At 71.4% G+C, this 25,260-nt stretch carries 17 protein-coding genes and 1 pseudogene; 13 read left to right on the top strand and 5 right to left on the bottom strand.

The window, feature by feature from the left end:
• Positions 1-164: 164 nt before the first annotated feature.
• From ACWGN5_RS16710 to ACWGN5_RS16675, 8 genes and pseudogenes are all read left to right on the top strand, one after another.
• Positions 165-2,789 (top strand): glycosyltransferase, encoded by a 2,625-nt coding sequence (locus ACWGN5_RS16710; RefSeq protein WP_453515557.1) that lies wholly within the window; start codon positions 165-167, stop codon positions 2,787-2,789.
• Complete coding sequence (locus ACWGN5_RS16705) at positions 2,786-4,411, top strand: ArnT family glycosyltransferase (protein ID WP_453515556.1); 1,626 nt, start codon at positions 2,786-2,788, stop codon at positions 4,409-4,411. The genes ACWGN5_RS16710 and ACWGN5_RS16705 overlap by 4 nt, the downstream gene beginning before the upstream one ends.
• Positions 4,408-5,892, top strand: coding sequence for an alkaline phosphatase family protein (locus ACWGN5_RS16700; RefSeq protein ID WP_453515554.1), 1,485 nt, complete (start codon positions 4,408-4,410; stop codon positions 5,890-5,892). The genes ACWGN5_RS16705 and ACWGN5_RS16700 overlap by 4 nt, the downstream gene beginning before the upstream one ends.
• Entirely contained in the window at positions 5,889-7,064 is a 1,176-nt protein-coding gene (locus ACWGN5_RS16695; protein ID WP_453515552.1) for a hypothetical protein, read from the top strand. The genes ACWGN5_RS16700 and ACWGN5_RS16695 overlap by 4 nt, the downstream gene beginning before the upstream one ends.
• Positions 7,061-8,266, top strand: coding sequence for an endo-1,3-alpha-glucanase family glycosylhydrolase (locus tag ACWGN5_RS16690; protein WP_453515550.1), 1,206 nt, complete (start codon positions 7,061-7,063; stop codon positions 8,264-8,266). The genes ACWGN5_RS16695 and ACWGN5_RS16690 overlap by 4 nt, the downstream gene beginning before the upstream one ends.
• A 247-nt stretch (positions 8,267-8,513) precedes the next feature.
• Positions 8,514-9,155: pseudogene (locus tag ACWGN5_RS16685) on the top strand (DedA family protein); the annotation flags it as partial.
• A 385-nt stretch (positions 9,156-9,540) separates the two neighbouring features.
• Entirely contained in the window at positions 9,541-11,886 is a 2,346-nt protein-coding gene (locus ACWGN5_RS16680) for a M4 family metallopeptidase (RefSeq protein WP_453515586.1), read from the top strand.
• A 205-nt stretch (positions 11,887-12,091) separates the two neighbouring features.
• On the top strand, positions 12,092-14,524 hold the full coding sequence (locus ACWGN5_RS16675) for a M4 family metallopeptidase (protein ID WP_453515548.1): 2,433 nt from the start codon (positions 12,092-12,094) through the stop codon (positions 14,522-14,524).
• Positions 14,525-14,607: 83 nt separating this feature from the next.
• Here the strand turns inward: ACWGN5_RS16675 and ACWGN5_RS16670 are convergent, their stop codons facing one another.
• A complete protein-coding gene (locus ACWGN5_RS16670) occupies positions 14,608-15,201 on the bottom strand; it encodes a hypothetical protein (protein WP_453515546.1) in 594 nt (197 codons plus the stop codon).
• A gap of 132 nt (positions 15,202-15,333) precedes the next feature.
• On the opposite strand from ACWGN5_RS16670, the gene ACWGN5_RS16665 reads away from it, so the two are divergent.
• Positions 15,334-16,242, top strand: a complete 909-nt coding sequence (locus tag ACWGN5_RS16665) for an ROK family protein (RefSeq protein WP_453515544.1) — start codon at positions 15,334-15,336, stop codon at positions 16,240-16,242.
• A 60-nt stretch (positions 16,243-16,302) separates the two neighbouring features.
• Here ACWGN5_RS16665 and ACWGN5_RS16660 read toward each other — a convergent pair whose 3' ends face one another.
• The 4 genes from ACWGN5_RS16660 to ACWGN5_RS16645 all read right to left on the bottom strand — a co-directional run bounded on the left by ACWGN5_RS16660 (position 16,303) and on the right by ACWGN5_RS16645 (position 20,792).
• On the bottom strand, positions 16,303-17,580 hold the full coding sequence (locus tag ACWGN5_RS16660) for an extracellular solute-binding protein (RefSeq protein ID WP_453515541.1): 1,278 nt from the start codon (positions 17,578-17,580) through the stop codon (positions 16,303-16,305).
• An 87-nt stretch (positions 17,581-17,667) separates the two neighbouring features.
• Positions 17,668-18,576 (bottom strand): carbohydrate ABC transporter permease, encoded by a 909-nt coding sequence (locus ACWGN5_RS16655; protein WP_453515538.1) that lies wholly within the window; start codon positions 18,574-18,576, stop codon positions 17,668-17,670.
• Positions 18,573-19,499: a carbohydrate ABC transporter permease gene (locus tag ACWGN5_RS16650; protein WP_453515536.1), complete on the bottom strand. Its 927-nt coding sequence runs from the start codon at positions 19,497-19,499 to the stop codon at positions 18,573-18,575. Before ACWGN5_RS16650 ends, ACWGN5_RS16655 begins: the two co-directional genes overlap by 4 nt.
• A 30-nt stretch (positions 19,500-19,529) precedes the next feature.
• Positions 19,530-20,792 carry an extracellular solute-binding protein gene (locus tag ACWGN5_RS16645; protein ID WP_453515534.1) on the bottom strand — a complete coding sequence of 421 codons (1,263 nt, stop codon included), beginning with the start codon at positions 20,790-20,792 and terminating at the stop codon, positions 19,530-19,532.
• Between the two features lie 500 nt (positions 20,793-21,292).
• Here ACWGN5_RS16645 and ACWGN5_RS16640 point away from each other — a divergent pair, with 500 nt between their 5' ends.
• From ACWGN5_RS16640 to ACWGN5_RS16625, 4 genes are all read left to right on the top strand, one after another.
• Positions 21,293-22,228 (top strand): ROK family protein, encoded by a 936-nt coding sequence (locus ACWGN5_RS16640; protein ID WP_453515532.1) that lies wholly within the window; start codon positions 21,293-21,295, stop codon positions 22,226-22,228.
• Entirely contained in the window at positions 22,225-23,157 is a 933-nt protein-coding gene (locus ACWGN5_RS16635) for a 1-phosphofructokinase family hexose kinase (protein WP_453515530.1), read from the top strand. Before ACWGN5_RS16640 ends, ACWGN5_RS16635 begins: the two co-directional genes overlap by 4 nt.
• 118 nt (positions 23,158-23,275) lie before the next feature.
• Complete coding sequence (locus ACWGN5_RS16630) at positions 23,276-24,226, top strand: SIS domain-containing protein (protein WP_453515528.1); 951 nt, start codon at positions 23,276-23,278, stop codon at positions 24,224-24,226.
• Between the two features lie 92 nt (positions 24,227-24,318).
• On the top strand, positions 24,319-25,155 hold the full coding sequence (locus ACWGN5_RS16625) for a class II fructose-bisphosphate aldolase (RefSeq protein ID WP_453515525.1): 837 nt from the start codon (positions 24,319-24,321) through the stop codon (positions 25,153-25,155).
• Positions 25,156-25,260 lie beyond the last annotated feature (105 nt).

The following is a 25,260-nucleotide window of genomic DNA, read 5'->3' as shown; positions in this document are numbered from 1 at the left end:
CGCTGCGACTGGTACCGACTATATCCGAACGCCTTGAAGGCATATATTTACACCATAAGTGGACATTTATTGACAGGCATGACAAGGCGGCGCAATATGTATGTTTAAAACGTAGACGTACGGCGACAGCGCGTCTGCACCGTCCTCCGCTGGAGGCCGCTGACATGGACGGCAACCGCATCCCCCGCACCGCGTGCTCCGAGCTGAACGACCCGCAGCCACGCTCCCGTCCCCGGCTGACCCTCGTCATCCCGACGCGCGACGAGCGCGAATCCGTCCCGCTGCTGCTGAACGCCCTGGAACCGGCCTTCGACGAGCTGCCCGTCGAGATCCTCTTCGTCGACGACAGCGACGACGACACCCCGGCGACGGCCGCGCGGCACGCCCCGGCCTGCCGGCTGCCGGTCCGCATGATCCACCGGGAGAGCGGCGCCCGGGAGGGCGGCCTGGCGGGTGCCGTCCTCGCGGGCGCACGCCATGCCCGGGGCGAGTGGGCCCTCGTCATGGACGCCGACCTCCAGCACCCGCCCCAGGCCGCCGCCGCACTCGCCCGTACGGCCCTCGGACACGGCGTCGACATCGTCGTCGGCACCCGCTACGCCGGGTCCGGATCGACCGGCGACGGGCTCGACGGCCCGGCCCGCCGGCTCGTGTCGCGCGGCAGCACGGTGCTCGCCAAGGTGGTCTTCCCGCACCGTCTCGCGGGCGTCAGCGACCCCATGAGCGGGCTCTTCGCCTTCCGTACCGCCGCGATCGACCCGGACCGGCTCAGCCCCCTCGGCTTCAAGGTGCTCCTCGAACTGCTCGTCCGGCACCCGGGCGCCCGCGTCGCCGAGGTCGCCTATCAGTTCGCGCCGCGCGCGGCCGGCACGTCCAAGGCCTCGCTGCGCGAAGGGCTGCGCTTCCTGCGGCACCTCGCCCGGCTGCGCCGGCCCGAGCCCGGCCGGGGGCGCCGCGGCGACACCGGCCGCGACGCGGCGCCCGGCCGGCCCGGCCTCGGCACCACCGCGCGGTTCCTCGCCTTCGGACTCGTCGGCCTCAGCGGCATCGCCGTCAACACCGCCGCCCTCTGGTTCTTCCACACCGTCGCCGGGCTCCATGAGCTGCTCGGCGCCACCCTCGCCACCCAGGTGTCGTCCCTGTGGAACTGGGCCCTCCTGGAGACGCTCGTCTACCGCGGCGGCGGGGACGGCGGCCGGCGGGCGGCCCTCGTCCGCGGCATCGCCTTCCTCGCCCTGAACAACCTCCTGCTGCTCGGCCGGCTGCCCCTCCTGCAGGCGCTGGTCCTCGCCGGGGTCGGGCTGCTCACCGCCAACGTCCTCAGCCTCGTGGTGCTCTTCGTGGCCCGGTTCCTCTTCAGCGACCTGCTCATCTACCGCGGCCGCCGCGACGACGGAGCCCGCCGCGACCCCGTTCGCGTGCTCGTCGCCCCGGGCGCCGCCGTCCCCGGCTCCCCGGAAATCGGCACCGCCACGCCGCCCCCGGCCCCGGCCCCCGAGGCCGGCCCGGCCCACCCCAAGCGGCCCAGGTACCTGACGTACCGCTACGACATCGCCGGCACCGTCACCATCGGCTCCCAGATCCGGCTGCCCGAGCTGGAGTTCTTCCGCGCCCAGTGGGTGCCGCCCGACTCCTGCGACATCACCGTCCGCGTCGGCGACGTGGGCCGCCGGTTCCCGCGCCACCGCGCCGTCATGACCGAGATCCCGGGCCGCGGCGCACCGCAGCCCACCACCGTGCAGTACGAGGAACAGCTCGGCCGGCTCGGCGCCAACTTCCGCGTCGACATCGGCCACCCCATCGACGTCCTCGTCAGCCCGCTGCTCGCCCGCTCCCCGCACGTCGTCTACACGAACGTCCTGGAGGCGCTGCTGCGCTTCGTGCTGGTCGCCCGCGGCCGGATGCTGCTGCACTCCGCGTGCGTCGAGCTCGGCGGCACCGGCGTGATGCTCTCCGCGCTCACCGACACCGGCAAGACGTCCACGGTGCTGCGGCTGCTGAGCGAACACGAAGGGCGGTTCCTGTCCGACGACATGACCGTCGTCGACGCCACCGGCAACGCCCTGTGCTTCCCCAAGCCGCTCACCATCAGCGCGCACACCCTGCACGCCGTACGCTCCGACGACCTGACCCCGCGCGAGTGGCACCGGCTGCAGCGGCAGAGCCGCCTGCACTCCAAGGAAGGCCGCTCCTTCGCCTTCACCCTCGCCCGCCACAACCTCCCCATCATGGGCATCAACGCGGTCACCCAGATCCTCGTGCCGCCGCCGAAGTACGCCGTCGACCGGCTCGTGGACTGCCGGCTGAGCAGCGCGGTCAAGGTGACCGAACTGTTCGTCATCGAGCGCGGCGAGCCCCGCCTGAGCGATCTCGGCCACGACGAGACCGTGAGCCGGCTGCTCGTCAACACCGAGGACGCGTACGGCTTCCCGCCCTTCCGGTACTTCGCGCCCGCCATCACCGTCGACGGGCTCGACCACGCCCGGCTGCGCAGCCGCGAACGGGACGTCCTGTCCGGCTTCCTCTCCGGCGTCCGCACCCGCGTGCTTGCCTCCGACCGCTTCGGCTGGGCCGACGAGATACCCCGGCTCCTCGCCCCGGACCGGCCCGCGATCAACGGCCGCCCGGCCCGCCGGGCCTACGGGCATCCGTGGCCGCACTGGGAGCCGGAGACGGCGGAGACCGAAGCGCCGCAGCCCGTGCGCTCCCCCGTCCTGCCCCTCTCCGGCGCCGTGCCGGCCGACTCCCGCTCCTCCCGTACGACCGAGGCCGGTGGGAGGACGCCATGAGCCGTTCCACGTACTCCCCCGCCGACACCGACGCGCGGACCGGCACCCCGTACCCCCCGGCCCCCCGCACCGGCCGCCCGCGCCGGCGCCCCTCCGCCGACCGGATGATCCGCGGCGTCCTGCCGCTGACCGCCGTCCTCGCCCTGGCCGCCTTCCTGCGGTTCTGGCAGCTCACCCAGATCGGCTTCAACAGTGACGAGGCCGTCTACACCGGCACCGCCGCCTCCCTGGCCGGCGACCCGGCCATGCAGCCGGTGTTCCCCGTCTTCCGCGCCCACCCCGTACTGTTCACCGGCTTCCTGTCGCTCTTCCTGCGCGGCGGCACCGACGAGTTCACGGCCCGCGCGGTCGCCGCCGGCGTCGGCGTCGTGACCGTCGGCGTCACCTATCTCCTTGCCAGGAGGCTGTACGGCCGGGGCGCGGGGCTCGCCGCCGCGCTGCTGCTCGCCGTCATGCCGTACCACGTCGTGGTGACCCGTCAGGTGCTGCTCGACGGGCTGATGACGCTGTGCGCGACGGTGGCGCTCTACTGCGTCGTCCGGTACGTGCAGGCCGACCGCGACGGGCTCCCCTGGCTGCTCGGAGCCGCGGCGGCGCTCGGGGCCGCCGCGCTCTCCAAGGAGACGGCGCTCGTGCTCGTCTGCGGCCTGTACGTGTTCTTCGTCCTCAGCCGCTCGGTACGGATACGGTGGCGGCACGCCGTGCTCGCCACCGGCCTCCTCGCCCTCGTCGTCGTCGCCTTCCCGCTCGCGATGTGGATCTCGGGCCGCACCGCCACCGGCCAGCACTACCTGCAGTGGCAGCTGTTCCGCCGGGCCAACCACCCGATGGGCTTCTACGCCACCACGCTGCCGCAGGTCCTCGGCTGGGCCGTCCTCGCGGCCGCCGTCATCGGCCTCGTCTGGCTGCGCCGCCGCAACGGCTGGCGCGAGGCACTGCTGCTGTGCTGGATCGCCGCCCCCGTGCTGTTCTTCACCCTGTGGCCCGTCAAGGGCTTCCCGTACCTGCTGCCGATCGCGCCGCCGCTCGCCGCGCTCGCCGGCCGCACCCTCGGCGCCCTCGCCGGACTCCATCCGCGGGCCGGCCGGCTGCGGGTGTCGCCCCGCCTGCTGTCCGCCGCCGGCGCCGTCCTCGTCTCGCTCGCCGTCGCGCTGTCCCTCGCCCTCCCCGCGGCCGGCCGGATCACCGCCACCCCGACGGGCTCGTTCCTCGCCGGTTCCGGCGGCCTCGCCGGCGGCCGCGAGGCGGGCCAGTGGGTGCGCGACCACGTGCCCGGCGGGGCCCGGCTCCTCGCCGGCGGCCCCTCCGTCGCGAACGTGCTCCAGTTCTACGGGGGCAAACCCGTCTCGGCCCTGTCGGTGAGCGTCAACCGGCTCTACCGCAACCCCTCGTACACGCCGGTGCCCAACCCCGACCGCGCACTGCGCGACGGCGAGTTCCAGTACGTCGTCTGGGACTCCTACACCGCCCGGCGCGCCCCCTTCTACGGCGAGAAGATCCGGCAGCTGGTCGACAAGTACCACGGCAGGGCCGTCTACACCTCCGCCGTGCGGGTTCCCGCGTCCTCCACCGACCCGACGCCCACTCCGGTCATCGTCATCTACCAGGTGCGTGTGCCATGAAGCCGCTGACCGTCCGTCTGCTGACCGCGCTGGCCGGCGCGGCACTGCTGCTCGGCCCCACCACGGCGGCGACCGCGACCGGTGCCGAACCCGAACCCGGCCCGGGCCGCGGGGCCGCCGCCGAACACCGCGCGGCCACCCCCGTCCAGCACTTCATCTACGTGATGCAGGGCCCCCGGACCTTCGACAACTACTTCGGCACCTACCCCGAAGCCGACGGCATTCCCGCCGGCACCTGCCAGCCGCGCACCGCCCACGGCCCCGCCTCCGACTGCGTACGGCCCTACCCCCTGCACGCCAAGGCCCCCGCCCCGCTCGCCCCGAGCCGCGGCATCATCGCCGAGCAGATCAACGGCGGGCGCATGGACGGCTTCGTGTCCGCGTACACCCGGCAGGGCAGGGACGGCACGACCGTCATGGGCCACTACGACGCCCGCGACGTGCCCTTCGACTGGGCCGCCGCCGACCGCTACGTGCTCTTCGACAGGTTCTTCGCCTCCGTGCCCTACGGCACCGCCACCGAACGCTCCTACTGGGTCTCGGGCGCCGCCCCGTCGGCAGGCGGCCGCGCCACGATCTTCGACCGGCTCCAACAGGCCGGGGTCAGCTGGAAGTTCTACATCGAGAACTACCGGCCCGCGGAGAACTACCACGCACCCGGCGCCACCCAGCCGGTACGCGCCCCGCTCCTCGGCCAGGCCCGCTTCGTCGACGACCCCGCCCTCGCCTCCCACATCGTGGACCTGGACCAGTACTACCGCGACCTCGACAACGGCACCCTGCCGTCGGTCGCCTACATCGCCAGCTCCGGCTCCTCCGAGCGCTCGGCGCGGGCCATCCCGCCCGGCCAGAACCTCATCCGCTCGCTGGCCACGCAGCTCGCCCTCAGCCCCTACTGGGACAGCTCCGCGCTGCTGTGGAGCCACGACGGCTCCGGTGGCTGGTACGACCACGTGGCCCCGCCCGCCGCCGCCGACGGGCCGCGCGGCCTGCGCGTCCCGGCCCTCCTGATCAGCGCCTACGCGCCGGCCGGGCACATCGACCACCGGGTCCTCGACTCCGCGTCCGCGCTGCGGTTCATCGAGGACAACTGGAACCTGGCACCGCTCGGCGGACGCGACACCACCGCCGCGAGCCTCGCCGCCGCCTTCGACTTCTCCGCCGCGCCACGACCCCCCGAGGTCCTCGCCGTCCCCTCCTCGCGGCCCGTCGTGCGGCCGGTGAACGCCACGATCGTGTACGCGGTCTACGGCGGCGTCCTCGGCACAGCCGCCCTGCTCGTCGCGGGCACGGCCCTGCTGACCGCCCGCAGACGCGCCACGGCCCCGGCGGCTCCGGCCGACCGACCGGCGTCGCCGGCGTCCGACCTGTCGGCTCCGCGCGACGAGGCGGCGCAGTCCGGCCCGTCGGTTCCGTCCGCTCCGTCCGCTCCGTCCGGCCCGTCGGCACCGGCCCGTGCGCCGGAGAGGAGCCGGCCGTGAACCGCCGTGCCGCGCGCCGCCACGCGCTCGCGCTCCTCGCCCTCCTGACGGCACTGCTCCTCGCCTTCGCCGGGCCGGCCGCCGCCGCCCACCCCGCCGTCGGCGCCACCGGCCCGCACCGTGCCGCCTCGACCGTCACCGTCACCTTCCGCACGGTCCCGGCGGTGCCGGGCGTACGGCTGGTCTTCGGCGGCCAGTCCCTCGTCACGGGCGCCGACGGCACCGTCTCGTACACCGGCGCCCGGACCGCGGACCGCCGGTCGCTGCAGCTGCTCGACACCTCCGTCGACACCCCGGACGCCCGCTACCGCTTCACCCGCTGGGCGGGGCAGCGCGACCCGCAACAGGCGTTCAGGAGCAGCGTCGACGGGCTGCCGCTGCGCGCCGACTACACGGTCACGGCCGGGTTCACCGTGCAGTACCCGGTGACCGTCGCCTTCACCGACCAGCACGGCGTGCCCCTGGACCCGTCCCGGGTCTCGGCGGTGAAGGTCAGGGGCTCCGACGCGCGCGTCACCGATCTGTCGGTGTCCGGGACCACCTGGCTGAACGGCGTCGTGCCCGTCTTCCGCAACAGCGGACTGACGCCCGTTCCGGTCGACTACACCCTGCGGAGCCTCGTCTACGACGGCGTCCAGCTCGCCGACGCCGGACGGCAGGGCTTCCGGCCCGGCCCCGACCGGCACCTGACGTTCACCGGCGCCTTCCACGACCTGACGGTCACCGCCCACGACGCGCTGTTCGGCTCCGCGACGGGCGACAAGGCCACCGTCACCGACCCCGCCGGGCACGCCACGACCGTCCCGCTCGGACCGGACCACACCGCCGTCCTGACGCACCTGCCGCGCGGCCGGTACACCGTCGAGGTCAAGGCGCCCGGCGGCAGCGCGAACCCGCGCGAGATCCAGCTGTCCCAGGCGGTCACGGCCGACGTGACCGTCATCAGCCGGACCGACGTCCTCGTCCTCGCCGGTGCCGGCCTGCTGCTCCTCGGGATCCCGGTCGTGATCCGGCTGAGGCGCCGGACCCGCCGCACCGCCGCGGGCCCGGCCCCCGGCACCGTGCGGGGCGCCGCCGCGCCGCGTGAGCCCGTACCGGCGGAAGAGCCCGGGCAGCCGGAGGGAGCGGAGAAGGCGCCCCGCACGCCGTGCCACGGGGCGGCGTACCGATGACGCGGCGGCTCTGGGCCCTCCTCGCCGCACTCCTCCTGTGCTGGCCGGGCCTCGGTGCCGCATCGCCGGACCCCCGGCCCGCCGTCGCGTCCCCGGCCGGCGAGGTCTCCCGTCCGCCGCTGCTCGCCTACTACTACCAGTGGTTCAGCCCCGGCTCCTGGCAGCGGGCCAAGACGGACCTGCCGCTCGCGGGCCCGTACTCGAGCGACGACACCCAGGTCATCGACCGCCAGATCACCGAGGCCAAGTCCGCGGGGATCGACGGGTTCCTCGTCGGCTGGAAGCACGGCACCGTGAACGACCGGCGGCTGCGCAAGCTCGTCGACGCCGCCGAGGCCAGGAACTTCAAGCTCGCCCTGATCTACCAGAGCCTCGACTTCCACCGCCGCCCGCTGCCCGTCGACCGGGTCGCCGCCGACTTCCGGTACTTCCGGGACCAGTTCGCCGACAGCCCCGCCCTGCTGCGCGTCGGCGGCCGCCCGCTGACCGTCTGGAGCGGGACCTGGCGCTACTCCCACGCCGAGGTCGCGACCGTCACCTCCGCCGTCCGCGGCGACCTGCGGGTGCTGGCCAGCGAGAAGAACGTCGACGGCTACCGGCGGATCGCCGACGTCACCGACGGCGACGCCTACTACTGGTCCTCCGCCGACCCCGAGACCACCCCCGGGTACGCCGAGAAGCTCCAGGACATGGCACGGGCCGTGCACGCCGAGAACAAGATCTGGCTCGCCCCGTGCGCGCCCGGCTTCGACGCGCAGCTCGTCGGCGGCACCAGGCCGGTCCCCCGCCGCGACGGTGCCACGCTGGCCGCCGCGTACGCGGCCGCGTTGCGCTCCTCGCCGGACGCCATCGGGCTGATCAGCTGGAACGAGTTCTCCGAGAACACCCATGTCGAGCCCTCCCGCGACCACGGCGACCGCTTCCTGCAGGTGCTGCGCGACCTCCGCGGAGTGCCCGCGACCGCCGCGTACGAGGAGAGCGGGAACAGCCCCGGCCGACCGGCCGCCCGGCCGGACCCGTCCCGCGGCTACTGGGCGCTCGTCGGCGTGGCCGTACCCCTGCTGCTCGTCACCCCGATAGCGGTGCACCGCCTGCGCACGGCCCGGTCGCCAGGGCGGCCGCGGACGGACCCCGGGCGAGCGGACAGCAGGTCACCGGCGCCGACGTCCCCACGGCGTTCCCGGCCGGATCGAACGCCCTGACCTCACAGGGGTACGGGGCCGGGCCGTCGCCTTCACTCGATCGGGGAGCGCGGTGCCGTCCGGTCGGACGACAAGCCGTGTCCTTCGGTCACGCTCGACGTCCGGTGCGGGAAGAAGGGACAGGACCCATGCCCCCGCGCCCCCGCGCCGGGGGTTGCCCGATCGCCGCCCCCTTGGAGGCCCCTGTGCCGGCACGCGCATCCCAGGACGCCACGTCCGGCACGCACTGAGCACCGGCACCGTGCTCATGACGACGCTCGCGACCGGGGTCTCCGACTGGTGGTCGCCCGACTACTGGATCTCGACCTTCGGTCTGATCGGCATCCTGGTCATCGTCTTCGCCGAGTCGGGGCTCTTCGCCTTCCTCCCCGGCGACTCGCTGCTCTTCACCGCAGGCCTGCTCGTGGCCGATGGCCGGTACATCCACCAGCCGCTGTGGCTGGTGATCGTCCTCCTTGTGGTGGCGGCCGTGCTCGGCGACCAGGTGGGGTACGCGCTCGGCACGTTCTTCGGGCCCAGGCTCTTCAACCGGCCGGACTCCAGGTTCTTCAGGCGGGAGAACCTGGACAGGGCGCACGAGTTCCTCGAGAAGTACGGGCCGAAGGCGATCGTCCTGGCCCGTTTCGTGCCGATCGTGCGGACGTTCGCGCCGATCGTGGCGGGTGCCGGGCGCATGAGGTACCGCACGTTCCTCACGTACAACGTGATCGGCGCCGTCGGCTGGGGCGCGGGCGTCACGCTCGCCGGCTACTGGCTCGGCCGGATCGGCTTCGTCAGGGCCCACGTCGAGATCATCCTGATCGCGATCGTCCTGCTGTCGTTGGTCCCGGTGGTCCTCGGCGTCCTCAAGAGCCGCCGCAAGGCGAAGGAATCCCCCACGGACAGCCCGCGGTCGTCTCCCCACGACCGCTGACACGGCAGACGGCTGAAAGCCGGTCTTCCTGCGCACGGAGCCGACGCCCTGTCCTGTGACATCCGCTGACGTACGGGACATCTGAGGGCGCGATACCAGCCAACTCACTCTGACGTAATGACATGTTAACGCAACCATGGCACTCTTCTGAGCGTTCTCACGCAGAGATCATGCGCGTAACACGCATGCCCTCAGCGGAAGTTGATTGCGCATCACTTCATCGGTCCCCCACCGGACGGCTCGTCCCCGATCCGCCCGATTCCTCAACGGCCGAGGCTCTCGGTCGTCTTCCAAGGAGCTCAGAGTGAGACGTTCCCCCCGAAAGGCTGTCGTCGCGGGAGTGCTGACAGCCAGTGCCGCGATGCTCGCCGCGGCGCTTCCGGCCGGCACCGCCCATGCCGGCACCGACACTCCGGTCCCGGCATGGGCCCGGAGCGCTTCCGCCGATGCCGCCCCCCGCGCGGGCGCGCTGCAGGTCAAGCTCAGCCCGGCCGAGCGGGCCGCCCTGATAGCCGACGCCACCGCCACCCGCGCCGCCACGGCCAGGACCCTGGGCCTGGGCGCGCAGGAGGCACTGGTGGTCCAGTCCGTCCTCAAGGACGCCGACGGCTCGGTGCACACCCGCTACGACCGCACCTACGCCGGTCTGCCGGTCCTCGGCGGCGAGCTGATCGTGCACACGGCCGCGAACGGCACCGTCAAGGACGTCACCAAGAACACCAAGGCCACCATCGCCGTCGCCTCCACGAAGGCCGCCAAGAGCGCCGAGTCGGCGAAGGCCGTCGCGCTGGGCAAGGCCGGGGCCCAGGGGGCCAAGTCCCCGAAGGCCGACCTGGTCCACCAGGTGGTCTGGGCCGGCTCCGGCAAGCCGGTCCTGGCCTGGGAGACCGTGGTCGGCGGGCTGCAGCACGACGGCACCCCCAGCCGGCTGCACGTCATCACCGACGCCACCACCGGCAAGGCGCTCTTCGAGTACGACGAGGTCAACACCGGCATCGGCAACAGCCGGTACAGCGGCCAGGTCACCATCGGGACCTCGGGATCCGCCGGCAACTACACCATGAGCGACGCCGGCCGCGGTGGTCACAAGACCTACGACCTGGCCGGCTCCACGAACGACAACCAGCAGGGCACGCTGTTCACCGACACCGACGACGTCTGGGGCAACGGCCTGCCGGCCGACCGGCAGACCGCCGGCGTGGACGCGCAGTACGGCGCCCAGCTGACCTGGGACTACTACAAGAACGTGCACGCCCGTAACGGCATCAGGAACGACGGCGTGGGCGCCTACTCCCGGGTCCACTACGGCGACGCCTACGTCAACGCCTTCTGGGACGACTTCTGCTTCTGCATGACCTACGGCGACGGTGCCAACAACGCCAATCCGCTCACCTCGATCGACGTGGCCGCCCATGAGATGACGCACGGCGTCACCTCCAACACCGCCCGCCTGATCTACAGCGGCGAGTCCGGCGGCCTGAACGAGGCCACCTCCGACATCTTCGCCGCCGCGGTGGAGTTCTGGGCCGGCAACCCCTCCGACGTCGGTGACTACCTGGTCGGCGAGAAGATCAACATCCGTGGCGACGGCAAGCCGCTGCGCTACATGGACCAGCCCTCCAAGGACGGCAAGTCCAAGGACTACTGGGATCCCGCCCTCGGCGACGCCAACGTCCACTACTCCTCCGGCCCGGCGAACCACTGGTTCTACCTGGCCTCCGAGGGCAGCGGCGCCAAGACGGTCAACGGTGTCGCCTACAACAGCCCCACCTTCGACGGGCTGCCGGTCACCGCGATAGGCCGGGACGCCGCGATGAAGATCTGGTACCGCGCGCTGACCACCTACATGACCGGCTCCACCAACTACGCCGGCGCCCGCCTCGCCACCCTCCGGGCCGCCGCCGACCTGTACGGCGAAGGCAGCGCCACCTACGTCCACGCCGCCAACGCCTGGGCCGCCGTCAACGTCGGCGCCCGTCTCCCCCTGGGCGTGCGGATCACGGCCCCCGGCAGCCAGTACACGGCGGTCAACACCGCCGCGAACCTGCAGGTCCAGGCCATCAGCACCAACTCCGGCCCGCTGACTTACTCGGCCACCGGCCTGCCCGCGGGCCTGTCGATCAACGCCTCCACCGGCCTGATCTCCGGCACCGCGACCACGCTGGGCACCAGCAACGTCACGGTCACGGCGAAGGACTCCACCAACGCCTCCTCCACCACCGCGTTCACCTGGAAGATCTACACGCCCGGCCCCTGCAACCCGACGCAGCTGCTCGGCAACCCCGGCTTCGAGTCCGGCAACACCACGTGGACCGCCACCGCCGGCGTCATCGACAACGGCACCCAGACGCAGCCGCGCACCGGTACGTGGAAGGCGTGGATGGGCGGCTACAGCCAGGCGCACACCGACACCCTGTCGCAGACGGTGAACATCCCGGCCGGCTGCCCCGCCACCCTGACGTACTGGCTGCACATCAACACCGACGAGATCATGAACACGGTGTACGACACGCTGAAGGTCCAGGCGAACGGGACCACCCTGGCCACGTACTCCAACCTGGACAAGAACACCGGCTACGTGCAGAAGAGCTTCGACCTCTCCGCCTTCGCCGGGCAGAGCGTCACCCTGAAGTTCACGGCCGCGTTGGACTACGCCTTCCAGACGTCCTTCATGCTCGACGACGTCGCCCTCACCGTCACCCCCTGACGCCCTCGGCCCGACCGAGGCCCTGACGGGCCTCCGCACGACCGCGCAGGCCGCCCCCGTACAACTCGGCATAGCTGACAATCCGTCAACTCACCTGCTGTGCAGGGTGGTTCTGTACGCGGATCCTTGATCGGTCCCGACCGGGCGGATCCCCGTCCGCCCGGTCTCCGGCCGAGCCCTTCGGTCGAAGTCCTAGGAGTTCACTGTGAGACGTTCCCCCCACAAGGCTGTCGCGGCGGGTGCCCTGATAGCCGGTGCCGCGATGGTCGCCGCCGCGCTGCCCGCCACGGCCGCCTCAGCCACCACCACCGCCGGCGCAGGCGCCCGGACACCGGGCCAGACCGCCGCCGTCAGCCCGGCACCCCGCGCCGGCGCGCTGGAGGTCGAGCTCACCTCGGCCCAGCACGCGGCGCTGCTGGCCGACGCGCAGACACACCGCACCACCACGGCCCGCGCCCTGGGCCTGGGCACCCAGGAGCAGTTGCTGCCGAAGTCCGTCCTGAAGGACGCCGACGGCACACTCCACACCCGCTACGAGCGCACCTTCGCCGGCCTGCCGGTCCTCGGCGGGGACCTGGTCGTGCACACGGCCGCCGCCGGTGCCGTCAAGGGCGTCACCAAGGCCACCCGGGCGACGGTCTCCGTCGCCTCCACCACCGAGGCCAAGACGGCCGATTCGGCGAAGTCCTTCGCGCTGGGGCGCGCCCGGGCCGAAGGCGCCACGTCCCCGAAGGCCGACTCGGTCCGCAAGGTCGTCTGGGCCGCCGCCGGCAGCCCGACCCTGGCCTGGGAGACCGTCGTCGGCGGCCTGCAGCACGACAAGACCCCTTCCGAACTGCACGTCGTCACCGACGCGAAGACCGGCGCCAAGCTGTTCGAGTACCAGGCCGTCAAGAACGGCATCGGCAACAGCCAGTACTCCGGCCAGGTCACCCTCAACACCTCGGGGTCCCCCGGCAACTACAGCCTGATCGACAGCACCCGCAGCAGCCACAAGGTCACCGACCTCAACCACGCCACGGACGACCCCTTCGGCGGCAACATCCCCGTCGGCACGACGTACACCGACTCCGACGACGTCTGGGGGACCGGCGCGGGCGCCAACGGGCAGACCGCCGCCGTGGACGCGGCGTACGGTGCGCAGCTGACGTGGGACTACTACAAGAACGTCCACGCCCGCACGGGCATTCGCAACGACGGCGTCGCCGCCTACTCCCGCGTCCACTACGACGACATCTACCGCAACGCGTTCTGGTGGGACGCCTGCTTCTGCATGACCTACGGTGACGGCTACTACAACACCCACGCGCTCACCTCGATCGACGTCGCGGCGCACGAGATGACGCACGGCGTCACCTCCCACACCGCCCACCTGGTCTACAGCGGCGAGGCCGGCGGCCTGAACGAGGCCACCTCCGACATCCTGGCCACCGCCGCGGAGTTCTGGGCGAACAACTCCTCCGACGTCGGTGACTACATGATCGGGGAGAAGATCGACTACGACCTCGACGGCAAGCCGCTGCGGTACATGGACCAGCCGTCCAAGGACGGCTGGTCCAAGGACTCCTGGTACTCCGGCATCGGCGGCATCGACGTCCACCTGTCCTCCGGCCCGGCCAACCACTGGTTCTACCTGGCCTCCGAGGGCAACGGCGCCAAGACGGTCAACGGTGTCGGCTACAACAGCCCCACCTCCGACGGCCTGCCGGTCAATCCGATCGGCCGGGACGCCGCCGCGAAGATCTGGTACCGGGCGCTGACCACCTACATGACCAGCAACACCGACTACGCCGGCGCCCGCGCCGCCACCCTCCAGGCCGCCGCCGACCTGTACGGGGCGAGCAGTCCCACGTACAAGAACGCGGCCAACGCGTGGGCCGCGGTCAACGTCGGCCCCCGCATCACCCAGGGCGTGACGCTCACCCACCCCGGCAACCAGGTCTCCGCGACCGGCACGGCGGTGAGCCTGCAGGTCCAGGCCGGCAGCAGCAACGCCGGGGCGATGACCTACACGGCCACCGGTCTGCCCGCCGGCCTGAGTCTCAACGCCTCCACCGGAAAGATCACCGGCGCGCCCACCACGGCCGGCACCACCACCGTCACGCTCACCGTCACGGACTCCACCGGCGCCTACGACGTCGTCTCGTTCTCCTGGCTCACCTACTCCGGCGCCTGCACCACGACGCAGCTGCTCGGCAACGCGGGCTTCGAGTCCGGCAACACCGCGTGGACCACGACCGGTAGCGGCCCGGTCATCACCAACGACAACTCCTGGCTGCCCGCGCGCACCGGCACCTGGAAGTCACTGGTGGGCGGCAACGGTTCCACGGCCTCCGACACGCTGACGCAGACGGTGTCCGTCCCCTACGGCTGCAAGGCCACGGTCAGCTTCTGGATGCGCATCGTCACCAACGAGAGCACCACGTCCATCCCGTACGACAAGATGACCGTCACGGCCAACGGCACCACCCTGGCGACGTACTCCAACCTGGACAAGAGCACCGGCTACGTCCAGAAGACGGTCGACCTCGCCCCGGTCGCGGGACAGAACGTCACCCTGACCTTCAAGAGCGCGGAGGACGGGTCCGTCCCGACCTACTTCCTGATCGACGACACCGCGTTCACCGTCCACAGCTGAACCACGCCGGGAGCGGGCGGGCCGACGGCCGCCGCCCGCTCCCGGCGACCCTCACACCGTCGAAGCCGCCTGCCGGGCCGCGGTCAGGGCGGGAAGGGGGACGTGCCGAAAAGGGAGTCGAGCGCCTCGCCCCCATGGCCGACGACGAGACAGTCCGCGGCCACCGGTCCCCGCGCAAGCTCCGCGAGCCGGGCCAGGGCCGCCGCTTCGGAGGGAAGCTCGGCCGGGTCGAGACCGAGCGCCCGGGCCGCGCGGTCGCGTCGCTGGTCGAGATCGGGCAGGTCCTCCCGCAACTCATCGGCAACCGAACGGAGTTCTTCGGCGGTCTTGCCGGGAGCGTCCCGCCACCACGGCGCCACGAGACACAACCGCACCAGCTCCGGCAGCCCGAGCGCGAGCAGGTCGGCCTCTCCGTCGAGGCTTACGTACACCACCGGGCGTTCCTCCCCGCCTTCGCCCACGAAACAGAAGGCGTCCCCCGAGCCCGAACGCGCGAACTGGTCGAGGCTCGCCCCCGAGGCGAGCCGGACTCCGGCCACCAGCGTGTGGGCGGCGGGGTTCGTCGCGTCGAAGTCCGCCACTTCGGCGAAAAACGCGATGCACCGCCGGTCGGCGCCCAGGAGGGGCAGCAACGCGCCGGGCGCATCGGGGCCGGCCGCCGCGTTCGATCCGCTCACTCTGCCACTGTAAGCCTGGCCCCGGTAGCGGGCAGGCCAGCGCAAGACAGAGCCAGGCTTGCTCAATGCTGCTCGCAAGAGCTATAAATACTCCACAATCGAGCACTGTTCATGCAAGAAACGGATCGGTTCATGAACGTCATCGCTCTGGAGGTCGGCGGGGCGCACATCAAGGGCTGTGTCCTCGGCCCCGACGGGGTCCCGCGGGAACGGGAGCGCTGGTTCACCCGCCCCGAGCGAGGGCCGGACGCCGTCCTCGAGACCGTGCTCGAATCCGCCGCCACCCTTGCCCACCGCGGCCGCGCGGTGGCGGCGGGGATCGTGGTGCCCGGGGTCGTCGACGACACGGCCGGAAGCGCGGTTCTCGCCGGTGCACTGGGATGGCGGGGCATGCCGGTGCGGGACTGGGTGGCCGAGCATCTCGACATGCCCGTGGCCTTCGGCCATGACGTGCGCGCCGGCGGGCTCGCCGAAGCCCGCCTCGGTGCCGGACGCGCCAGCCGGAACTTCCTGTTCGTCTCCATCGGCACGGGCATCGCCGCCGCGTGGATGCTCGACGGTCAGGTGGTACCCGGGAGTCGAGGCGGAGGAGGCGAACTCGGCCACCTCGTGGTCCGCCCCGGCGGCGCACTCTGCCACTGCGGTGGGCGAGGTTGCCTGGAGACCGTCGCCTCCTCCGCCGCGCTCGCTCACCGGTACTCCCGGCTCACGAAATGGCGCGGAGTCGGAGCGGGCGAGCTCTACCACCGCGCCGACTCGGGCGATACCGTCGCCCGCGCCGTCTGCGCGGAGGCCATGGAGGTTCTGGCAGCCACCCTCGCGACAGCCGTCACCCTGTACGCTCCCGAGCTCCTGGTCATCGGCGGCGAACTGGGGAGCGCCGGCGGGGGACGCCTCGCACCGCTACGGGACGCCCTGGCCCGGCGGCTGACCTTCCAGGCCATGCCCGAGGTGCTGCCCGCCGCCTTCGGGGATCGCTCGGGGTGCATGGGAGCGGCCCTCCTCGCCCAGGATCTCCAGCGCGAGGCAGCTGCCGCCTGACGGCCACGGCGGGGCGTGGCGGGGCGGGGCGGGGCGTTCGAGGGGTGGTCTCCCCCGCCCCTACTCCTGGTGCGCCTGCTCCGCCATGAAGGCGTCATCGGCGATCTTCCGCAGAGCCTTGGCAGGGCTTCCCTCGTCGGTCATCGCGCTGCCGATGGTCCTCTTGGTGCTGTCTCCCACGGCAGCCCACGAGGTCTTGCCGACAGGAGGCAGGACCGAGGTCGGCAGCTCGTGCAGGAACTCGCGGAGGTCCTTGTGCTTCGGGTCCGCCTCCAACTGCTGGGTGACCGAGACGGTCACCGGCAGCAGGTTGTTGCGCACCGCGAACTCGCGCACGTTCGCGTCGCTGAAGAGGAAGTCGAGGAAGCTTCCGATCTCCTCGCGGTGTTCGTTGTGCTTGAACGCCATGATCCAGTCGACCACCGCGGGCGCGGAGTGGGACTTGCCGTCCCGGCCGGGCACGGCCACCTTGCCGACCCTGATGCCCGCGGCCAGCGCCGGCTGGAGCAGGGACGGGTGTCCGTTGACCATGCCCACCTCGCCGCGTACGAACGCCGCGTAGGCGTCCTTGCGATCGAGCCGGTCGGGGGGAACGGGACCGGTGAGCCCCGTCTTCACGAGGTTCTCCTTGACCCAGTTCAGGCTGTCGATGTTCCTCTGCGAGTCGAGCTCGTAGGAGCCGTTCAACGCGGTGTAGCCACCGCCCCCTCCGAGCATCCAGGTCATCGCCTCGATCTGTGCCTCTTCGGGACCCAGCGGTACCGCCACCGGGTAGGCGATTCCGGTGCGGCTCTTCAACTCCTGTGCCGCGGCTTTGAGTTCGTCCCAGGTGGTGGGTGGCTTGTCGATGCCCGCCTGGGCGAAGGCCTTCTCGTTGTAGAAGAGGAGCCTCGTCGAGGACGTGAACGGCATGCCGTACTGCTTCCCCCGGTACCGCCCCTCCTCGGCGAGCGCCGGCAGGAAGTTCGCCTCCACGGGAATCGAGAGCAGGTCGTCGACGCGGTAGAGGTCGCCCTGCTCGGCGAACTCCGCGTAGGAGGCGATCTGCGCCATGTCGGGGGCCTTGCCGTCCTTGACCATCTCCGCCACCTGGCGGTCGATGTGGTCCCAGGACACGATCTCCACCTCGACGTTGATCCCGGGGTGGGCGGCCTCGTAGGCGCGGATGAGTTCGGCCCAGTACCGCTCGGTGCTGTCGGACCGGCCGGCGGCCACCTCGTAGTCGGCGGCCACCAGCCGCAGGGTGACCTCTCCGGAGGTGTCCGCGCAGCCTGCCGACGTCACGCAGAGCACGAGAGCGGCAGCGGCTGCGGTCAGGGCGTGTCGATGCTTGAACACGGGTTCTTCCCTTTGCTGTGCGCCACAGAAGGGCCCGCTCCCCTGCCGGTTGTCGGGTGTACGGCGGGGAGCGGGCCGGCGACGGGGTTACTTGACGGAGCCGGCGGTCAGGCCGGAGACGACCTTGCGCTCGATGAGCGCGAAGAGGATGACCACGGGCACGATGGCGATGACCGAGCCGGCGAACAGGTAGTTCCACTGGACGGTGTAGTTGCCGATGAAGCTGTTGATGCCGACCGTGAGGGGCTGGTTCTCCGGAACGGTGGAGAGGGTCAGACCCATGACGAACTCGTTCCACGCGGCGATGAAGGTGAAGATCATCGCGGTGACGACGCCGGGCATCGCCAGGGGCAGGGTGATCCGCAGGAGCGCGCCTCCCCGCCCGAGGCCGTCGATCATGGCGGCCTCTTCGAGTGCCTCCGGGATCGAGGAGAAGTACGCGGTGAGGATCCAGATCGCGAAGGCCAGGTTGAAGGCCGCGTTGCAGAGGATCAGGGTCCAGACCGAGTTGAGCATGTCCAGCTGGTAGAACTCGCGGTAGAGGCCGACCAGCAGCGACGTCGGCTGGAACATCTGGGTGATGAGCACGAGGAGCAGGAAGAGCTTGCGGCCGCGGAACTTCATGCGGGCGGTGTAGTACGCGGCGGGGATGGCCACCAGGAGGACGAGCAGGGTCGATCCGGCGGAGACAAGGAGCGTGACGCGGAGGTTGTCCCACAGGTGGGACTCGCGCCATACGTCGACGAAGTTCGCCCATTCGAACTCGCTCGGGAGGTAGGTGGCGTCCCGCAGTTCGTGCGCCGGCCGGAGCGCGGTGACGATCATCTCCAGGTAAGGGAACAGGAACACCGCGGCCAGCAGCCACGCGGCTGACGTGATCAGCAGGGTGCGGGGGGAGACGGCCCGCGGGCGCCGGGCCGGCGGGGGCGTGGCGGGGGTCTCCGGGTCGGGCCGGTGGGCGGTGGAGCGTCCGACGGTGAGGGTCTGTGGAGTCATCGGTTCTCCTCCTGGTTCCAGCCGCTGGCCCTGAGGAAGAGGACGACCATGACCACGACGAGGGCGAAGTTGACCACGGACATCGCTGCGGACTGGCCGATGTCGGCGTTCTTGAGCTGGTACATGAAGACCGTGGTGGTGGCGGTGTCGCTGTCCGGGCCTCCGCGGGTCATGCTCCAGATGATGGGGAACGAGTTGAAGACGTTGATCAGGTTGATCACCATGCCGACGAGCAGCGCCGGGCGCAGCAGCGGCAGAGTGATGCGCAGATACGTCTGCCAGGTGTTCGTACCATCGACCTTGGCGGCCTCGTAGACCTCGGTGGGGATGGTCTGGAGTCCGGCGAGCAGGGTGTACGTGGTGAACGGCAGCGAGACGAAGACGGCCACGAACATCATCCACGGCCAGGCGGTGGACGGGTCGCCCAGCCAGTCCTGGGGGCCGTCGATGAGGCCGAGGTCCGTCATGACGGTGTTGAGGACGCCGGCGGTCTGGTTCAGCATCCACTTGAAGCCGATCGCGGTCATGACCAGGGAGGCGGCCCATGGTGCGATGAGCGCCCAGCGGGTGACGCGGCGGCCGGGGAACTTCTGGTTGAACAGCTGGGCCAGGGCCAGGGAGATCACCATCGTCGTGGTGACCACGATCAGGGTCCACAGGACGGTGGAGACGATGACCGAGGGAAGCGCCGGATCCTCGAACAGCTGCTTGTACTTGTCGGTTCCGGCCGAGCCGCGGACGAAGCCGCTGCTGCTGATCTTCAGGAACGACGTCCGGACCATCTCGTAGACGGGCCAGAGCACGACCAGGACGATGAGCAGGGCCGCGGGTCCGATCCAGGGCAGGGGGCCGAGGCGGGCCAGGCCGCCCGGGCCCTTGCGGGCGGCGCGGGCGGGGCGGGCGGCGGATGAGGTGGTGGACACGAGGGTGCCTTCCGTGAGGGTGCGCGGGGCCTACTGGTCGGCGACCGCGGCCTCGGCCTTCTTCTGGAGCTCGCCCAGCACCTTCGCGGGGTCGTTGACGGCGGTGCCGCCGCTCTTCTTGATCTCGGCGGAGACGGCGTCCCAGGTGGTGTCGCCCAGCGGGTAGAAGACGGCGTTCGGCAGCAGGGCGAAGAAGGGCTCGAGGTCCTTGTGCTTGCCGTTGGCGGTCATCTCCTGGAGCGTGTCCTTGGTGACCGGCATCAGGTTGTACGTCTCGTCGAACTTCAGCGTGTTCTCCTTGGAGTACGCGAAGTCGAGGAACTTGCGGACCTCTTCCTTGTGGCCGCCGTCCTTGAAGGCCATCATCCAGTCGGCGACGCCGAGTGTGGACGTCAGCGCTCCGGACTTGCCGGGGATGGGCGCGACTCCGTAGTCGACCTTTCCGTCCTTGGACATCTGGATCAGCGAGGGGTGGCCGTTGAGCATGGCGGTCTTGCCGGCCGCGAAGTCGGCGAACGCGGTCTTGCGGTCGGTGGTGGCGGGGTTGGCGTAGGTCAGGCCGGTCCCGACGAGGTTGGTCTTCAGCCAGGAGAACGCCTCGACGTTGGCCTGGTCGTCGAGCTTGTAGGCGCCCTTGGCGTCCGTGTAGCCGCCGCCGTTGCCGAGCTCCCAGATCAGGGATTCGCCCTGGGCCTCCTCGGGGCCGAGGGGGAGGGCGTACGGGGTGACGCCGGGAACCTTGGTCTTGATCTTCTGTGCGGCGGCCTTGAGCTCGTCCCAGGTCTTGGGGGCCTCGGTGATGCCGGCCTTGGCGAACAGCGTCTTGTTGTAGAAGAAGGCGCGGGCCGAGGAGACGAACGGTATGCCGTACTGCGTGCCGTCGACCTCTCCGGCCTTGGCGAAGCTGTCGATGAGGTTCTTCCGGGTGGACTCCGACAGCACCTCGTCGGCCTTGTACAGGAGGTCGTCGGCGACCTTGTCGGCGTAGCCGCCCGTCTGGAGGACGTCCGGCACGTTGCCGCTCTGGATCATCGTCTTGACCTGGGTGTCGATGTCGTTCCAGTTGATGACCTGGACGTCGACCTTGATCTTCGGGTTGGCGGCGGTGAAGCGCTGCGCGACGTCGTTCCAGTACGCCGTCGAGCTGTTCGACGCCTTGTCCCCGTAGTCCGCGGCGACGAGCTTCAGGGTCACCTCGCCGTCGGTCGAGCCGCTGCCGTCCTTGCCGCCACCGCAGGCCGTGAGGGTGAGCGCACCTACGGTGCAGGCCACCACGAGAATCCGCTTGTTCATCGTCAGTACCGCCTTTGTATCTGCCGACCGTCGGACGATGCGGCCGGTGGGGTGCAGGAAGGACAGCAGCTCGGAGCGTGCATGAACCTGGGTGCTGCCCCAGGCTTTCGCTCAGTAACGAGCATGTGCTGTGGGCAAAGTAAACACGATGAGAGGGCTTCGGTACCAGAGGCCGTTACGCGAACGATGCCGAATCGCCCGGATGTCGGGCGCTCGACGCCCTGACGTAGGAGGTGCAGTCAGCAGACGACGAAATCCCGACGTCATCAAGCACGGAGAGGAGAAGAAGGGATGAAGAGTCGATGAACCACCAAACCGGACACGACTCTGCCTCATACCGACACCTGGGCCGATCCACGCAGCGCACACTTCGAGCATCTGGACTGATTGAAACTGTTCGCTTTATGCTCAGTGAGCGCATAAGCAATCACTTTGAATGGTCATCAGCTATGGATGTCAGTACCTCAGGCGCCTCACCCCCGGGTGACCCCTCCGCGTGTGTGCTCGCTCTCGATGTCGGCGGGACCGTGATGAAGGGCGCCGTCCTGGACCCCGTCATGCGTCCGGTCGCGTCACTGCGCCGCCCGACCCCGCGTTCCGAAGGACCGGAGGCCGTGGTCGACGCCATCGCCGCGACCCTGCTCGACCTGGAACGACTGGCCGCGGAGCGGGAACTGCGGGTCGAGCACGCCGGCGTGGTGGTCCCAGGCATCGTGGACGAAGGCATGCAGCGAGCGGTGTGGTCGGCCAACATCGGCTGGCGCGACCTCCCGCTCGCCGCCGCTCTCACCACGCGCACGGGGCTCCCCGTGACACTCGGGCACGACGTCCGGGCCGGCGGCGCGGCGGAGTGCGCCCTCGGCGCGGCACGAGGTGCTCGGAACGTGCTCTTCGTCGCCGTGGGAACGGGCATCGCCGCCGCTCTGAGCGTCGACGGCCGCCCGGTCCGCGCCGGCGGATTCGCGGGCGAGATCGGGCACGTGCGGGTGCGCGGGGGCACGGCCTGCCCCTGTGGGGGCGCCGGCTGTCTGGAGACCGTGGCGTCGGCACGCGCCGTCGCGAGCGCCTACACCGCACGGAGCGGACGCCCGGCCGGCGGCGCCTCGGACGTCGCCGCCCGCCTTCGGGCCGGCGACCCCGTCGCCCGGGCCGTCTGGGACGAGGCCGTCGAGGGGCTGGCCGAGGCGCTGGCCGTGGTCACCTCTCTGGTCGCCCCCGAACTCGTCGTCCTCGGCGGTGGCCTCGCCGAAGCCGGTCGGCTCCTGCTCGATCCCGTACGGGACCGCCTGGACGCCCTCCTCACCTTCCAGCGCCGACCGGTTCTGGTCCGGGCCGGCCTCGGGGACCAGGCGGGCTGCCTGGGCGCCGGCCTGACCGCCTGGCAGGCGGCCGGACACCGGACGCCCACCCCTTTCACAGGAGTACCCACAGCATGATCGTCACCGTCACGCTCAACGCCGCCCTCGACGTCACCTGGGAGGTCGCCGAACTACGGCCCCGCGCGTCGCATCGTGTCCTCGCGGCGCACGAACGGGCCGGAGGGAAGGGCGTCAACGTCGCCCGGGTGCTCACCTTCCTCGGGCACGCGCCGATCGTCACCGGCCTGGCGGGCGGACCGACCGGCCGCCTGATCCACGACGGTCTGCGGGAAGCCGGGCTGCATTCCTGCTTCGTCTCCGTGGCGGGCGAGTCCCGGCGCACGGTCACCGTCGTCTCGCGCAACGACGGTGACGCCACCGTGTTCAACGGCCTGGGCCCTGAGGTGACCGCCGCGGAATGGGCGACCTTCGTCCGGCACTACGCGCACGCGATCCGAGGCGCGAGAGTGGTCGTCCTGAGCGGAAGCACTCCCCCGGGGCTGCCGCTGGACGCCTACGCGGTGCTGATCCGGGCCGCGGCCGCAGCGGGCGCCCTGACCGTCCTGGACACCTCAGGACCCGCCCTGACCGCCGCTCTGGAGGCGGGTCCGGATGTGATCAAGCCCAATGCGGCCGAGCTCTCGGAGGTCACCGGTTGCGGTGATCCGGCGGAGGCCATCACGGAGCTGCGTCGCCTGGGCGCGCGGACGGTCGTGGCATCGGCGGGCCCGGACGGTCTACGGGCCGTCACGCCGAACGGGGTGTGGCAGGCCGCGCCTCCCCTCCTGCTCTCGGGCAATCCGACGGGCGCGGGAGACGCCTGCGTCGCCGCGATCGCCTCCGGCCTCGCCGCCCGCGCGGCCTGGCCGGACATCCTGCGCGAGGCGGTGGCCCTCTCGGCCGCGGCCGTGCCCCGCGCGGTCGCGGGCGAGGTCGACGCCTCGGTCTACGCCCGGTTCCGAGAAGAGGTCCGCGTGGACGAACTCGCCCCGCCGTGCCCCCGCTAGCGCCATCGGATCACGTGCCTGACCTCGCGTGAAGCCGCCTGCCTCCGAGCGTCCGTCGACACCTTCGGCGTACCTCCCAGCCATGACCGACCCGACCCACGACTCCCCGAGGAATCGCATGACCACCTTCGAGACTTCCCGTACCTCCGTCGAGATCGACTCCCAGCCGGACACCTGGCGCCGCGCCGCCGAAGCGGTCGCCTCCTTCTCCGACGCCCTGCCGCGCCGGGGTGAGCGCGTCGCGGTCGTCGGCTGCGGCACCTCCTGGTTCATGGCCCACGCCTACGCGGAGTTGCGCGAGACGGGCGGCCACGGCGAGACCGACGCCTTCGCGGCCTCCGAGTTCCCGCACGGCCGGAGCTACGACCGCATCCTCGCGATCACCCGCTCCGGCACCACCACCGAGGTCCTCGACCTACTGCACCGGGTCAGGGGAACCGTCGCCACCGGGGCCATCACCGCCGACCCCGCGACCCCGGTCATGACGGCCGCCGACAACGTCGCGGTCCTCGACTTCGCGGACGAACAGTCCGTCGTCCAGACCAGGTTCGCCACCACGGTCCTCGCTCTCCTGCGGGCCCACCTCGAAGCCGAGAACGCCCTGCCGGCGGGTGTACGTCCGCTGGCCCAGGCAGCCCTGGACGCCGAGCGAGCCCTCGCGGAACCTCTCGACCCGGCCGTCTGCGGCGCCGAGCAGTTCACCTTCCTCGGCACCGGCTGGGCCTACGGGCTCGCCCTCGAAGCCGGACTCAAGATGCGCGAGGCCGCCGGGGCCTGGACCGAGGCGTACCCGGCCATGGAGTACCGCCACGGCCCCATCAGCATCACCGGCCCCGGCCGTGTCGCCTGGCTCTTCGGCCCCGCACCGCAGGGCCTCGCCGATGACATCGCCCGCGTCGGCGGCCTGTACTCCGCCGGGTCCGGCGACGCGCCCGGCGCCCTCGACCCGCTCGCCGACCTGATCCGGGCCCAGCGCCTGGCCGTCCACCTCGCCGAAGCCCGCGGCTACGACCCGGACCGTCCCCGCAACCTGACCCGCTCGGTGATCCTCGACGGCCCCGAGGCCTGATCCCCGCCGTTTCCGACCCTCCTCGGCGGGTGCGGTGGCCACCGCCGTCCACCGCACCCGCCGTCTCCGTCACCCCTTCCTGGAGAACTCCCATGCCCCTGACCCCCACCGACGACATCGTCGGCCCCGCCCGCGCCGCGAACACCGGCGTCGGCGCGTTCAACGTCGTCCAGATCGAACACGCCGAGGCGATCGTCGCCGGGGCCGAGCAGGCCGGCCTGCCGGTCATCCTGCAGATCAGCGAGAACACGGCCCGCTACCACGGCGCCCTGGCCCCCCTCGCCCTCGCCACGCTCGCGATCGCCCGTGCCGCCACCGTCCCGGTGGCGGTCCACCTGGACCACGCCGAGTCCGCCGAACTCGTGCAGGAAGCCGTCGACCTCGGCTTCACCTCGGTCATGTTCGACGCCTCGCGACTGCCGTACCAGGCGAACGTCGCCGCCACCCGCATGATCACCGACCACTGCCACCGGGCCGACGTCTGGGTCGAGGCGGAGCTCGGCGAGGTGGGCGGCAAGGACGGCGCCCACGCCCCCCACGTCCGTACGGACCCGGCCGAGGCCCGCGAGTTCGCCGCGGCGACGGCGGTGGACGCGCTCGCCGTCGCCGTGGGCAGCTCGCACGCCATGATCATCCGGGACGCCGTGCTCGACCTCGGTCTCATCGCCCGCCTGAAGGACTGCCTGGACATCCCCCTCGTCCTGCACGGCTCCTCCGGGGTCGACGACTCGGACCTCGCGAAGGCCGTCGCCGCCGGCATGACGAAGGTGAACATCTCCACCCACCTCAACCAGCTCTTCACCCGCACGATCAGGGAACAGCTCCAGGCCGCACCCGCGGTCGCCGACCCGCGGAAGTACCTGGGTCCCGCGCGTGAGGCCGTGGCCGGGGAGGTGTCGCGACTGCTGTGCGTCCTCGCCGGCCGCTGAGCCGGAGAGAGGTGACGCGAGGCGGGGGGGCGCCGCGTCCGCCGGGCCCCCGAGCACTACGACGCAACCAACGACGAGAACCAACTAAGCCAGCCCCACCGGCCC

It is taken from the genome of Streptomyces sp. NPDC055815, assembly GCF_053616475.1.
This window is presented reverse-complemented; position numbering and strand designations above follow the sequence as displayed.